The following is a 13,705-nucleotide window of genomic DNA, read 5'->3' as shown; positions in this document are numbered from 1 at the left end:
ACATTGCAGCTGGGAGGAATGTACACGTGAATGAAATGTATATGGAAATAAAAGAAGAATTGCAATTGATGAGAAAAGAATTGCAAGAGAGACTAGCTAAAGAGGTCATGCACAAATATGATACAGAGTTTAGCGAAGAGCTTGGATATGAAATTAAGGAAGAGATAAAGAAAAAACTGCTATTACATGATATAAAAGAGGATTTAAAAGATGTAGAACGTGCATTATTTAAAATGGAAATAGATATGTATGGTATTTGTGAAGAAACAGGGAGAGTAATTTCGGTAAAACAAATGAAAACGATGCCGACTGCCCGTACTATCCATGAATTTTTCTATGAAAAAGTAAATGTATGAATGTGCACAACGATATTATATTACCTTTTTTTAATTTATTTTATTCTTCTATAAAGGTTCATTGTGAAAAGGTTGCAGCTATGCTAAAATTTTGAGGTACACTGTCTTTGTGGGGGAAATGAAAATGATATATTATGTAATAGCGTTATTCGTCATTGCCATCGATCAAATATCGAAATGGCTAATTGTAAAAAACATGGAATTGGGTACGAGCATTCCGATTATCGATAATGTATTATACATAACATCACATCGAAATAGAGGAGCTGCCTGGGGGATTTTAGAAAATAAAATGTGGTTCTTCTACATTATTACAGTCATTTTTGTAGTATTTATCGTATTTTATATGAAAAAATATGCGAAAACAGACAAGCTTCTAGGAATTTCATTAGGTCTAATATTAGGCGGAGCAATTGGTAACTTTATTGATCGTGTATTTAGACAAGAAGTAGTGGATTTCATTCACGTGTATATTTTCTCGTACAACTATCCAGTATTTAATATAGCTGATTCAGCATTATGTATTGGTGTTGTATTAATTATTATTCAAACATTATTAGAAGGCAAGAAAGCGAAGGAGTAATTGAATGAGTGAAGTAGTACAAGTAACAGTTGCAGAAGAGCAAAAAAATGAGCGAATTGATAAATTCGTTGCAGAAATAAACAGTGAATGGTCACGTTCACAAGTACAGCAATGGATTAAAGATGATGTTGTAACAGTTAATGGGAAATCGGTAAAAGTAAATTATAAAGTTAAAGAAAATGATGAAATTACAGTAACGATTCCTGAGCCAGAAGCGTTAGATATTCAAGCAGAAGATATGAACTTAGAAATTTATTATGAAGATGCAGATGTGCTTGTTGTAAATAAGCCACGTGGTATGGTTGTACATCCAGCACCAGGTCATACAAGTGGTACACTTGTAAATGGTCTTATGCATCATTGTACAGATTTATCAGGCATTAACGGTGTAATGCGTCCTGGTATCGTGCATCGTATTGATAAGGATACATCTGGCCTATTAATGGTTGCTAAAAATGATATGGCACACGAATCACTTGTAAATCAACTTGTAGCAAAAACAGTAACAAGACGTTACAAAGCGATTGTACACGGTGTTATCCCGCATGATAAGGGAACGATTGATGCTCCGATTGGTCGCGATAAGAAAGAGCGTCAAAGTATGACAGTTGATGAAAACGGTAAGAACGCTGTTACTCACTTCCAAGTGTTAGAGCGTTTCAAAGATTTTACACTTGTAGAATGTCGCTTAGAAACAGGACGCACGCACCAAATTCGTGTTCATATGAAATATATTGGCTATCCACTTGCAGGAGATCCAAAGTATGGACCAAAGAAAACATTAGACATGAATGGACAAGCACTTCATGCAGGTATTTTAGGATTTGACCACCCTCGTACTGGTGAATATATTCAGTTTGAGGCACCGATTCCAGAAGTGTTTGAAGATGCATTAAATATTTTACGGAAATAGTATTGACAAATCATAAGAAAACTGAGATACTGACAACAGTTAAATAATGATCCTTTAACACAGCCCCGTGAGGTTGAGAAGGTAACGGTTTGAAATACTTAGGGTATGCTGTACCCTTTTTTCAAAAGTCCTCTCGCACACGCTGAGAGGACTTTTTTTATACCATTACTCTCACGCAAGAAAAAAAGCTTGGAGGTGTAGAGCATGCAAGAGAAAGCTGTCGTTTTAGATGACCAAATGATTCGCCGCGCTTTAACACGAATTAGTCATGAAATCGTGGAACGAAATAAAGGTGTCGATAATTGTGTTCTTGTCGGAATTAAAACTCGTGGAATTTTTATTGCACAACGTTTGGCAGAACGAATTGGTCAAATTGAAGGAAAAGAAATGGAAGTTGGAGAGTTAGATATTACGTTATACCGTGATGATCTAACGCTACAATCGAAAAATGAAGAACCACTTGTAAAAGGTTCTGATATCCCTGTAGATATTACGAAGAAAAAAGTTATCCTTGTGGATGATGTATTATATACAGGCAGAACAGTTCGAGCAGCAATGGATGCTCTTATGGATTTAGGTAGACCATCACAAATCCAACTAGCAGTTCTTGTTGATAGAGGTCATCGTGAACTACCAATTCGCGCTGATTATGTAGGAAAGAACATTCCAACATCAAGTGAAGAGCGTATCGAAGTTGATTTGCAAGAGACAGATCAACAAGATCGAGTAAGCATATACGATAAGTAAAGCCCTTTTAAATGTAGTCCTGTGAGGCTGCCAAAGGGTCTTGGCTTTCATATGTCAAATTTGGCATACGAAAGTGTAGGACTCTTTGTGCACAGGCACAAAGAGTTTTTTTATTGCAAAGAATTAAACTGAAGGAGGATGTAACAATGGAACAAAAGCCAGTGTTAGATGTTAATGAAGTACCGAAACCGGGAAAATGGTTATTTTTAAGTATACAACATTTGTTCGCGATGTTTGGATCAACAGTGCTTGTTCCGTTTTTAACAGGATTGAATCCGTCAGTAGCATTAATATCAAGTGGATTAGGAACGTTAGCGTTTCTTCTTATAACGAAAGGTCAAGTACCGGCCTACCTAGGATCATCATTCGCCTTTATCGCACCGATTATTACAGCGAAAACAGCAGGGGGACCTGGAGCAGCAATGCTCGGTGGTTTGCTAGCAGGACTTGTGTACATCTTAATCTCACTCGGAATTAAGAAATCAGGATCAGAGTGGATTATGAAATTACTTCCGCCAATCGTAGTTGGTCCAGTAGTAATGGTAATCGGTCTAGCTTTAGCACATACAGCAGTGAACATGGCGATGAACGGTGCGGATGGCAAATATAGCTTTACACACTTTTCAGTAGCATTAGTAACATTAGCAATTACAATTATATGCTCGATATTCGGAAGAGGATTTTTCAGTATCATACCAGTGTTACTTGGCATTATCGGCGGATATATCTTCGCTTACTTCCAAGGGCTAGTAGACTTAAAGCCGGTAGCTGAGGCGAAATGGTTTGTTGTACCAGATTTCACAGTACCATTTGTAACATACACACCAGAGTTTTCATGGAAGATTGTACTCTTGATGGTACCAGTTGCACTAGTAACAATTTCAGAACATATCGGACATCAAATTGTACTAGGAAATGTTATTAAAAGAGATTTAATTGAAAAACCAGGTTTACACCGTTCAATCTTCGGTGATGGGATAGCAACATTAATCGCATCACTAATCGGTGGGCCACCGAATACAACGTATGGTGAAAACATCGGTGTGCTAGCAATTACGAGAGCGTACAGTGTATACTTATTCATCGGTTCAGCAGTATTCGCAATCATGTTCGGATTTATCGGTAAGATTTCTGCACTGATTCATTCGATCCCAACACCAGTTATGGGTGGTGTATCAATCTTACTATTCGGTGTAATCGCATCAAGCGGATTACGCATGATGGTAGACGATAAAACAGATTTAAGTGACAAACGAAACTTAATGATTGCATCAGTAATACTAGTAATCGGTATTGGTGGAGCGGTACTTCACGTAGGGGAATCATTCCAAGTAGAAGGAATGGCACTAGCAGCAATTGTAGGTGTGCTGTTAAATCTACTACTACCGGAAACAAAACAAATAAAACAATCTAAGCAGATTGCTTCATAATAATAACCTTTTAATTCAGTCCTGTGAGACTGGAAAGGGTGGCTTCTTTCTTGCACCCTAGTCTCACATGACTAGGGTATTTTTATGCAAAGGTTGTTATAAAAATACAAAAGTGGTAACATAAAAACCAGAAAGATGAGGGATGACGATGAGCCATTTGTTAACGATGAGTGAATTATCGGAAGTAGAAATTTCAGAAATCCTAAAAGACGCAGAAGATTTCGCGAATGGGAAAGAGAGCAAAACGACAGAGCAAACTTTTGTTGCGAACTTGTTCTTTGAGAATAGTACGAGAACGAGATTTAGCTTTGAAGTTGCTGAGAAGAGATTAGGACTTGATGTTTTAAACTTTTCAGCTGATGCATCTAGCGTACAAAAAGGAGAAACTTTATACGATACGATAAGAACACTAGAATCAATCGGAACAAAAGCAGTGGTCATCCGTCACGAGCAAGATCGCTACTTCGATGAACTAAAAGAACAGGTGAATATTCCAATCTTAAACGCTGGAGATGGATGTGGAAACCACCCAACACAGTGCCTACTCGACCTTCTTACAATTAAACAAGAGTTTGGAAGATTTGAAGGTTTGAAGATTGCAATAGTAGGAGATGTTCGTCATAGCCGAGTAGCACGTTCTAATGCAGAAGCATTAACGAAGCTGGGTGCAACAATTTACTTTGCAAGTCCAGAAGAGTGGAAAGATGAAGACAACACATTTGGAACATACAAACCATTAGATGAACTTGTTCCAGAAGTGGATGTAATGATGTTACTTCGTGTACAACATGAGCGTCATGATCATTATGAAACAGACATTATGAAAGAGTATCGTGAGAACCACGGATTAACAGTGGAAAGAGAAAAGCGTATGAAAGAAGGAAGCATTATTATGCATCCAGCTCCTGTAAACCGTGGTGTTGAAATTGCAAGTGAACTTGTTGAGTGTGAGCGTTCACGCATATTTAAACAAATGGAAAATGGAGTTTACGTAAGAATGGCTGTACTAAAACGCGCCTTACCAAATGTATTAGGAGGAATGAAACATGAATTATTTGTTTAAAAATGGTCGTTATATGAATGAAGAAGGAAAAATCGTAGCAACGGATCTTCTCGTACAAGACGGTAAAATCGCTAAGGTAGCAGAAAATATTACGGCAGATAATGCTGAAGTAATCGATGTGAACGGAAAGTTAATCGCACCTGGATTAGTAGATGTACACGTACACCTTCGCGAACCAGGTGGTGAACATAAAGAAACAATTGAAACAGGTACACTAGCAGCGGCAAAAGGTGGATTCACTACAATTTGTGCAATGCCAAATACACGCCCAGTACCAGATTGCAGAGAACATATGGAAGACTTGCAAAATCGTATTAAAGAAAAAGCGCATGTCAACGTACTACCATATGGAGCAATTACAGTACGTCAAGCGGGTTCTGAAATGACAGATTTCGAAACGTTAAAAGAACTTGGAGCATTTGCTTTCACAGATGACGGTGTAGGCGTACAAGATGCTAGCATGATGTTAGCTGCTATGAAGCGTGCAGCGAAATTAAATATGGCAGTAGTTGCGCACTGTGAAGAGAATACTCTTATTAATAAAGGTTGTGTACATGAAGGGAAGTTTTCTGAGAAACACGGATTAAACGGTATCCCATCAGTATGTGAATCTGTACATATTGCAAGGGATATACTGCTTGCTGAAGCGGCAGATTGTCACTATCACGTATGTCACGTAAGTACAAAAGGATCAGTACGTGTAATTCGTGATGCGAAACGCGCTGGAATTAAAGTAACAGCAGAGGTAACACCTCATCACCTAGTGTTATGTGAAGATGATATCCCATCAGCTGATCCTAACTTTAAAATGAACCCACCGCTTCGTGGAAAAGAAGATCACGCAGCACTAATTGAAGGTTTATTAGATGGAACGATCGATATGATCGCAACTGATCATGCACCGCATACAGCGGAAGAGAAAGCACAAGGAATTGAAAGAGCACCATTCGGAATTACTGGTTTTGAAACAGCATTCCCACTTCTTTACACAAACCTTGTGAAAAAAGGAATCATTACACTAGAGCAGTTAATTCAATTCTTAACAGAAAAGCCAGCTGATACATTTGGCTTAGAAGCAGGTCGCCTGAAAGAAGGTAGAACAGCTGATATTACAATCATTGATTTAGAACAAGAAGAAGAGATTGACCCAACAACATTCTTATCAAAAGGAAAAAATACACCATTCGCAGGTTGGAAATGCCAAGGATGGCCGGTAATGACAATCGTTGGTGGTAAGATCGCATGGCAAAAGGAGAGTGCATTAGTATGAAAAGACAACTTATCTTAGAAGATGGAACAGTATTAATTGGAAAAGGTTTCGGAGGAGAAATTGAAAAGTCAGGTGAGGTTGTATTCACAACAGGAATGACTGGATATCAAGAAACATTATCTGATCCATCATATTGCGGTCAAATCGTAACATTCACGTACCCATTAATCGGAAACTACGGCATTAACCGTGACGATTTTGAATCGATTCACCCATCTGTAAATGGTTTAATCGTAAACGAAATTTGTGATCACCCATCAAACTTCCGTAATGAAATTTCGTTAAATGATTACTTAAAAGAAAGAAACATCCCAGGCTTAGCAGGAATTGATACAAGAAAATTAACGAGAAAAATTCGTCAATACGGTACATTACGTGGACGTCTATGTAACATGGATGCAGATGTAGAATACATCGTGAGCCAATTAAAAGCGACAGTATTTACAGATCACGTGAAACGCGTATCAACGAAAGATCCATACCCAAGCCCAGGCCGTGGACATCGCGTTGTACTTGTGGACTTTGGAATGAAACATGGTATTTTACGAGAATTAAATAAACGTGACTGCGATGTAATTGTAGTACCTTACAATACAACAGCAGAAGAGATTTTACGCCTTAGCCCAGATGGAATTATGTTAAGTAACGGACCTGGAGATCCAAAAGATGTACCAGAAGCGATTGAAATGTTAAAAGACATTATCGGTAAAGTTCCTTTATTCGGAATTTGCTTAGGACATCAACTATTCGCTCTAGCATCTGGTGCGAATACAAGTAAGTTAAAATTTGGTCACCGTGGTTTAAACCATCCAGTAAAACATCTTGCAACTGGAAAAGTAGCAATTACATCTCAAAACCATGGTTATGCAGTAGAAGAAGAATCAGTTAAAAATACAGAACTTGAAATTACACATGTCGCTTTAAATGATGGAACAGTAGAAGGTCTTCGTCATACGAAGTTCCCAGCATTTACAGTACAGTATCATCCAGAAGCTTCAGCAGGACCAGAAGATGCAAATGATTTATTCGAAGATTTCTTAGAAATGATTGAAAACTTCAAGAAAGAAGGGGAAGAGTTATGCCAAAACGCCTAGACATTAACACAATTTTAGTAATCGGATCAGGACCAATTGTAATTGGGCAAGCAGCAGAGTTTGATTACTCTGGTACACAAGCTTGTCAATCTCTTAGAGAAGAAGGTTACAAAGTAATCCTTGTTAACTCTAACCCAGCAACAATTATGACAGATACTGCAACAGCAGATAAAGTATATATAGAACCATTAACACTAGAATTCGTAAGCCGTATCATTCGTAAAGAACGTCCAGATGCAATCCTGCCAACATTAGGTGGCCAAACAGGTTTAAATATGGCTGTCGAACTTGCGAAATCAGGCATACTTGAAGAATGTGGAGTTGAAATTTTAGGAACAAAATTATCAGCAATTGAGCAAGCAGAAGATCGTGATTTATTCCGTACATTAATGCAGGAATTAAATGAACCAATTCCATCTAGTACCATTATTCATACGCTAGAAGAAGCACATGAATTTGTAAAAGAAATTGGTTATCCAGTTATTGTTCGCCCAGCATTTACAATGGGTGGAACAGGTGGCGGAATCTGTAGTAATGAAGAAGAATTAATTGAAATTGTATCAGGTGGTTTAAAACATAGTCCAGTGACACAATGTTTATTAGAGAAAAGTATTGCTGGCTGTAAGGAAATTGAATATGAAGTAATGCGTGACTCGAATGATAATGCGATTGTAGTATGTAATATGGAAAATATCGATCCAGTTGGGGTTCATACAGGTGATTCTATCGTTGTAGCGCCGAGCCAAACGTTAAGTGACCGTGAGTATCAAATGTTACGGAACACTTCATTACGAATTATTCGTGCATTAGGAATTGAAGGTGGATGTAACGTTCAGCTTGCACTTGATCCACATAGCTTCCAGTACTATGTAATCGAAGTAAACCCACGTGTAAGTCGTTCATCTGCACTAGCATCTAAAGCAACTGGTTATCCAATTGCGAAATTAGCAGCGAAAATTGCAGTAGGCTTAACGTTAGATGAAATTATAAACCCAGTAACACAAAAAACATACGCTTGCTTCGAGCCAGCATTAGACTATGTTGTTTCAAAAATACCACGCTGGCCATTTGATAAGTTTGAATCAGCAAACAGAACACTTGGTACGCAAATGAAGGCAACTGGTGAAGTTATGTCAATCGGACGTAACTTAGAACAATCATTATTAAAAGCGGTTCGTTCTTTAGAACTTGGTGTTTATCACTTAGAATTAGAGCATTTAAAAGAACTTGATAAAGAAACAATGAAAAAACGCATTATAAAAGCTGATGATGAGCGACTGTTTATTGTAGCAGAAGCAATTCGTCAAGGTGTAACGAAAGAAGAAATTAACGATTGGTGTGAAATGGACTTCTTCTTCTTACAAAAAGTTGAAAACATCGTAAATATGGAACGTGAAGTAAAAGCGAATGTAGGAAATATGGAAGTACTACAAACTGCGAAAGAAATGGGTTTCAGCGATCACTACATTGCAGCAGCTTGGAACAAAACAGAGCGTGAAATTTACGATATGCGTAAAGAAAGCAATATCACTCCTGTTTATAAAATGGTAGATACTTGTGCGGCAGAGTTTGAATCTGCAACACCATACTACTACAGCACATATGGTGACGAGAATGAATCGGTTAGAACAGATCGTAAGAGTGTTGTTGTACTAGGGTCTGGTCCAATCCGTATCGGTCAAGGGGTTGAGTTTGACTACGCAACAGTTCACTCTGTATGGGCAATTAAAGAAGCTGGCTATGAGGCAATCATTGTTAATAACAATCCAGAAACAGTTTCAACAGACTTCAGTATTTCTGATAAATTATACTTTGAACCATTAACAATCGAAGATGTAATGCACATTATCGATTTAGAAAAGCCAGAAGGTGTTATCGTCCAATTCGGTGGACAAACGGCAATTAACTTAGCTGCTAAATTAGAGGCTCATGGTGTGAAAATCTTAGGAACATCACTTGAAGATTTAGACCGTGCAGAAGATCGTGATAAGTTTGAGGCAGCTCTAACACAGCTTGGTATCCCGCAACCAGTTGGTAAAACGGCAACGACTGTAGAGCAAGCGGTAGCAATCGCTGACAAAATTGGTTATCCAGTATTAGTAAGACCATCTTACGTACTAGGTGGACGTGCGATGGAAATCGTATATCGTCAAGAAGAACTGTTGCACTACATGAAAAATGCGGTTAAAGTTCACGCTGATCACCCAGTATTAATCGACCGATACATGGTTGGTAAAGAAATTGAAGTAGATGCAATTTCAGACGGTGAGAATGTATTCATTCCAGGTATTATGGAACATATTGAACGCGCTGGAGTTCACTCTGGTGACTCAATCGGAGTATATCCACCACAAAGCTTATCTGCAAAACTGAAAGAACAAATTATTGAGCATACAATTGCACTTGGAAAAGGTTTAAACATTGTTGGATTACTAAACATTCAGTTTGTAGTATTCAAAGATGAAGTGTATGTAATTGAAGTAAATCCACGTGCGAGCCGTACAGTACCATTCTTAAGTAAAATTACAGGCGTACCGATGGCGAATGTTGCAACGAAAGTTATTTTAGGTCAAGATCTTGTAGAACAAGGATATGGAACTGGTTATCACCCAGAAGAGAAAGAAGTGTATGTAAAAGCACCGGTATTCTCATTTGCGAAGCTACGTTCAGTTGATACAACATTAGGACCTGAAATGAAATCAACAGGGGAAGTAATGGGGAAAGACTTAACACTTGAAAAAGCATTATACAAAGGGTTAGTTGCTTCAGGAATTAACATCCCAACGCACGGATCAGTAATCATCACTGTAGCGGATAAAGATAAAGAAGAAGCAATGGAAATTGCAAAACGTTTCCACGAAATCGGCTATAACTTATTAGCAACAGCTGGAACAGCACAATCGTTAGCAGAGCAAAACATTCCAGTGCAAGTTGTTAATAAAATTGATTCTGAAGAATACAACTTACTTGATATTATCCGTCAAGGAAAAGCACAGTTTGTAATCAATACATTAACAAAAGGCAAACAACCAGCGCGTGATGGTTTCCGCATTCGCCGTGAATCAGTAGAAAATGGTGTGGCTTGCTTAACATCACTTGATACAACGAGAGCAATCTTACGAGTATTAGAATCTATGACATTCTCAGCTCATTCAATGAAAGAAATTACGCAAACAAAGCGTCACGAGGTGGTACATGCATGATGCAAAAGCAAAATATGATCGTCGTTAATCAAAAAGAAATCGCAAAAAACATTTACGAATTAGTGCTTCAAGGAACTTTAGTACAGCAAATGAACGAACCAGGGCAGTTTGTGCACATTAAGGTAGCAGAGGGCATTGCGCCCCTTCTGCGCCGCCCGATTAGTATTTGTAATGTAGATCAAGAGAAGAACGAATTTACAATGCTATATCGTGCAGAAGGACAAGGGACAAAAACATTAGCAACTAGAAAACAAGGTGAAATGGTAGACGTACTAGGACCATTAGGACACGGTTTTCCTGTAGAAGAAGCAGAAGCTGGTCAAACAGCTTTACTAGTAGGCGGGGGAATTGGTGTACCACCACTTTATGAATTATCACAGCGCCTCGTTGCAAAAGGTGTACGCGTAATTCACATCTTAGGTTTTCAAACGAAAGATGTTGTTTTCTATGAAGAAAAATTTGCAGAACTTGGTGATACGTACGTTGCGACAGTAGACGGTACACACGGTACAAAAGGATTTGTCACAGATGTAATTGATAATTACGGAATTGACTTTGATATTCTTTATTCATGTGGTCCGTTAGCGATGCTTCGTGCATTAGAAGGACGTTACAAAGAGAAAAAAGCCTATATTTCATTAGAAGAACGTATGGGCTGTGGTATTGGAGCTTGTTTCGCATGTGTATGCCACTTACAAGAAGATCCAAGTGGACATTCTTACAAGAAGGTGTGTAGCGACGGACCAGTATTTCCAATCGGGGAGGTTGTACTATGAACAGATTGCAAGTTGAATTACCAGGATTATCATTGAAAAATCCAATTATACCGGCATCTGGATGCTTTGGATTTGGTCGTGAATATGCACAGTTTTACGATTTAAGTGTACTAGGATCAATCATGATCAAAGCGACGACAGAACAACCACGCTATGGAAATCCGACGCCTCGTGTTGCTGAAACACCGGGCGGCATGTTAAATGCAATCGGACTTCAAAACCCAGGATTAGAAAAAGTAATGAATTCTGAATTACCTTTTCTCGAACAATTTGATCTTCCAATCATTGCGAACGTTGCAGGCTCACAAGCTGAGGATTACGTGGCGGTTGCAAAGGAAATTTCTAAAGCGCCTAATGTCCATGCGCTAGAATTAAACATTTCTTGTCCGAACGTAAAAACAGGTGGTATCGCCTTTGGTACAAATCCTGAAATTGCTGCTGATTTAACGAAGCGAGTAAAAGAGGTTTCTGAAGTACCTGTATATGTGAAGTTGTCACCGAACGTGGCAAACATTGTGGAAATTGCAAAAGCGATTGAAAATGCAGGTGCAGATGGTTTAACGATGATTAATACATTGCTTGGTATGCGTCTAGATTTAAAAACAGCTAAACCAATTTTAGCAAACCGTACAGGCGGATTATCAGGTCCTGCGATTAAGCCAGTAGCAATTCGTATGGTACATGAAGTAAGCCAAGCGGTTAACATTCCAATTATCGGAATGGGTGGTATTGAAACAGCGGAAGATGTAATTGAATTCTTCTACGCTGGCGCAAGCGCAGTTGCAGTTGGTACAGCGAACTTTATCGATCCGTTCGTATGTCCGACAATTATTGAAGAGTTACCAGCATTACTAGATGAATTAGGATTTGATCACATTTCGGAATGTCAAGGAAGGAGCTGGAAGCAAACATGTCACAGTCGTTAATCGTTGCACTAGATTTTCCGGGGAAACAAGATGTAGAACAATTCTTGCGCCACTTTGAAGGGGAAGAGTTATTTGTCAAAGTTGGTATGGAGTTATTTTACAAAGAAGGCCCTGCGATTATTACGTACTTAAAAGAAAAAGGGCATAAGATCTTTCTAGATTTAAAACTTCATGATATTCCAAATACGGTAAAAAGCGCTATGCGTAGCCTAGCTAGTCTAGATGTTGATATGGTAAATGTTCATGCTGCTGGGGGAAGCAGTATGATGAAAGCTGCGATTGAGGGATTAGAGGAAGGTAAGCAAGAAGGAAAAGAGAGACCGATTTGTATTGCAGTTACACAACTAACAAGCACTTCGGAAGCTATGATGAAAAAAGAGATCGGCATTGAGAAAACGTTAGAAGAAGCGGTTGCTCATTATGCAAAATTAACGAAAGAAAGTGGACTGGATGGCGTTGTTTGCTCAACGCTTGAAGTTCCAAAATTACGTGAAGTATGCGGAAATGAATTTGTAACAGTAACACCGGGGATTCGTCTTGCAAGCGATGATGTAAATGACCAGGTGCGCGTAGCAACACCGAAACGTGCGAGGGAACTTGGCTCAAGCTACATCGTAGTTGGACGTAGTATTACAAAAGCAGAAAATCCGCTTGAAGCGTATAAAACAGTAAAACAACAGTGGGAAGGTGTAACAGTATGAAAAAAGAAATCGCATCGCATTTATTAGAAATTGGAGCAGTATTTTTACAACCGAATGATCCATTCACATGGTCCTCAGGTATGAAATCACCAATTTATTGTGATAACCGTTTAACTTTATCCTATCCAAAAGTACGTCAAGCGATTGCAGCTGGATTAGAAGAGTTAATTAAAGAGCACTTTCCAACTGTAGAAGTTATTGCAGGAACAGCAACAGCTGGTATTGCGCACGCTGCATGGGTAAGCGATCGTATGGATTTACCAATGTGCTACGTACGTAGTAAAGCAAAAGGTCACGGTAAAGGGAACCAAATCGAAGGAAAAGCTGAAAAAGGTCAAAAAGTAGTAGTAGTAGAAGACTTAATTTCAACTGGCGGTAGTGCAATTACATGTGTAGAAGCACTTCGCGAAGCTGGCTGTGAAGTATTAGGAATCGTATCAATCTTCACATACGAGCTTGAAGCAGGAAAAGAAAAACTAGAAGCAGCGAACGTAGCATCATATTCTTTAAGTGATTATAGTGCATTAACTGAAGTTGCAGCAGAAAAAGGTATGATCGGACAAGCTGAAACGAAAAAATTACAAGAGTGGCGTAAAAATCCAGCTAATGAAGCTTGGATCACAGCGTAACACGAAAAAAGACG

The 13,705-nt window shown here is 38.6% G+C and carries 13 protein-coding genes; all 13 read left to right on the top strand.

Annotated elements, in window-relative coordinates:
- Positions 1–26: 26 nt before the first annotated feature.
- The 13 genes from ACYVEC_RS13305 to pyrE all read left to right on the top strand — a co-directional run bounded on the left by ACYVEC_RS13305 (position 27) and on the right by pyrE (position 13,691).
- Positions 27–356 carry a TraR/DksA C4-type zinc finger protein gene (locus ACYVEC_RS13305; protein ID WP_001004659.1) on the top strand — a complete coding sequence of 110 codons (330 nt, stop codon included), beginning with the start codon at positions 27–29 and terminating at the stop codon, positions 354–356.
- Positions 357–480: 124 nt separating this feature from the next.
- Positions 481–939, top strand: coding sequence for a lipoprotein signal peptidase LspA (gene lspA, locus ACYVEC_RS13300; protein WP_063221166.1), 459 nt, complete (start codon positions 481–483; stop codon positions 937–939).
- 4 nt (positions 940–943) lie between these two features.
- Positions 944–1,852 (top strand): RluA family pseudouridine synthase, encoded by a 909-nt coding sequence (locus tag ACYVEC_RS13295; protein ID WP_063221165.1) that lies wholly within the window; start codon positions 944–946, stop codon positions 1,850–1,852.
- Positions 1,853–2,056: 204 nt separating this feature from the next.
- Entirely contained in the window at positions 2,057–2,599 is a 543-nt protein-coding gene (gene pyrR, locus ACYVEC_RS13290) for a bifunctional pyrimidine operon transcriptional regulator/uracil phosphoribosyltransferase (protein ID WP_001156490.1), read from the top strand.
- Between the two features lie 146 nt (positions 2,600–2,745).
- Positions 2,746–4,029, top strand: coding sequence for a uracil permease (uraA, locus tag ACYVEC_RS13285; protein ID WP_025148300.1), 1,284 nt, complete (start codon positions 2,746–2,748; stop codon positions 4,027–4,029).
- 148 nt (positions 4,030–4,177) lie between these two features.
- Positions 4,178–5,092 (top strand): aspartate carbamoyltransferase, encoded by a 915-nt coding sequence (gene pyrB, locus ACYVEC_RS13280; RefSeq protein WP_063221164.1) that lies wholly within the window; start codon positions 4,178–4,180, stop codon positions 5,090–5,092.
- Entirely contained in the window at positions 5,076–6,362 is a 1,287-nt protein-coding gene (gene pyrC, locus ACYVEC_RS13275; RefSeq protein WP_001108374.1) for a dihydroorotase, read from the top strand. The genes pyrB and pyrC overlap by 17 nt, the downstream gene beginning before the upstream one ends.
- Positions 6,359–7,456 (top strand): carbamoyl phosphate synthase small subunit, encoded by a 1,098-nt coding sequence (locus ACYVEC_RS13270; RefSeq protein WP_000828669.1) that lies wholly within the window; start codon positions 6,359–6,361, stop codon positions 7,454–7,456. Before pyrC ends, ACYVEC_RS13270 begins: the two co-directional genes overlap by 4 nt.
- The gene (gene carB, locus ACYVEC_RS13265; RefSeq protein WP_063221163.1) at positions 7,441–10,659 is read left to right on the top strand and encodes a carbamoyl-phosphate synthase large subunit; all 3,219 of its coding nucleotides are present in this window, start codon (positions 7,441–7,443) and stop codon (positions 10,657–10,659) included. The genes ACYVEC_RS13270 and carB overlap by 16 nt, the downstream gene beginning before the upstream one ends.
- On the top strand, positions 10,656–11,435 hold the full coding sequence (pyrK, locus tag ACYVEC_RS13260; protein ID WP_000983359.1) for a dihydroorotate oxidase B electron transfer subunit: 780 nt from the start codon (positions 10,656–10,658) through the stop codon (positions 11,433–11,435). The genes carB and pyrK overlap by 4 nt, the downstream gene beginning before the upstream one ends.
- Entirely contained in the window at positions 11,432–12,361 is a 930-nt protein-coding gene (pyrD, locus tag ACYVEC_RS13255) for a dihydroorotate oxidase B catalytic subunit (protein ID WP_001081053.1), read from the top strand. Before pyrK ends, pyrD begins: the two co-directional genes overlap by 4 nt.
- A complete protein-coding gene (pyrF, locus tag ACYVEC_RS13250; RefSeq protein WP_000083496.1) occupies positions 12,346–13,062 on the top strand; it encodes an orotidine-5'-phosphate decarboxylase in 717 nt (238 codons plus the stop codon). The genes pyrD and pyrF overlap by 16 nt, the downstream gene beginning before the upstream one ends.
- The gene (gene pyrE, locus ACYVEC_RS13245) at positions 13,059–13,691 is read left to right on the top strand and encodes an orotate phosphoribosyltransferase (protein ID WP_000711449.1); all 633 of its coding nucleotides are present in this window, start codon (positions 13,059–13,061) and stop codon (positions 13,689–13,691) included. Before pyrF ends, pyrE begins: the two co-directional genes overlap by 4 nt.
- Positions 13,692–13,705: the final 14 nt, after the last annotated feature.

It is taken from the genome of Bacillus sp. MN7755, from assembly GCF_054771475.1.
The sequence above is the reverse complement of the archived record's forward strand: the minus strand, read 5'-3'. Positions and strand labels throughout refer to the sequence as shown.

Coding starts and splice junctions, on each gene's coding strand:
- pyrR (WP_001156490.1), top strand. CDS start 2,057: ATGCAAGAGAAAGCTGTCGTTTTAGATGACCAAATGATTCGCCGCGCT.
- pyrD (WP_001081053.1), top strand. CDS start 11,432: ATGAACAGATTGCAAGTTGAATTACCAGGATTATCATTGAAAAATCCA.
- pyrC (WP_001108374.1), top strand. CDS start 5,076: ATGAATTATTTGTTTAAAAATGGTCGTTATATGAATGAAGAAGGAAAA.
- ACYVEC_RS13270 (WP_000828669.1), top strand. CDS start 6,359: ATGAAAAGACAACTTATCTTAGAAGATGGAACAGTATTAATTGGAAAA.
- pyrF (WP_000083496.1), top strand. CDS start 12,346: ATGTCACAGTCGTTAATCGTTGCACTAGATTTTCCGGGGAAACAAGAT.
- pyrB (WP_063221164.1), top strand. CDS start 4,178: ATGAGCCATTTGTTAACGATGAGTGAATTATCGGAAGTAGAAATTTCA.
- uraA (WP_025148300.1), top strand. CDS start 2,746: ATGGAACAAAAGCCAGTGTTAGATGTTAATGAAGTACCGAAACCGGGA.
- ACYVEC_RS13295 (WP_063221165.1), top strand. CDS start 944: ATGAGTGAAGTAGTACAAGTAACAGTTGCAGAAGAGCAAAAAAATGAG.
- carB (WP_063221163.1), top strand. CDS start 7,441: ATGCCAAAACGCCTAGACATTAACACAATTTTAGTAATCGGATCAGGA.
- pyrE (WP_000711449.1), top strand. CDS start 13,059: ATGAAAAAAGAAATCGCATCGCATTTATTAGAAATTGGAGCAGTATTT.
- pyrK (WP_000983359.1), top strand. CDS start 10,656: ATGATGCAAAAGCAAAATATGATCGTCGTTAATCAAAAAGAAATCGCA.
- lspA (WP_063221166.1), top strand. CDS start 481: ATGATATATTATGTAATAGCGTTATTCGTCATTGCCATCGATCAAATA.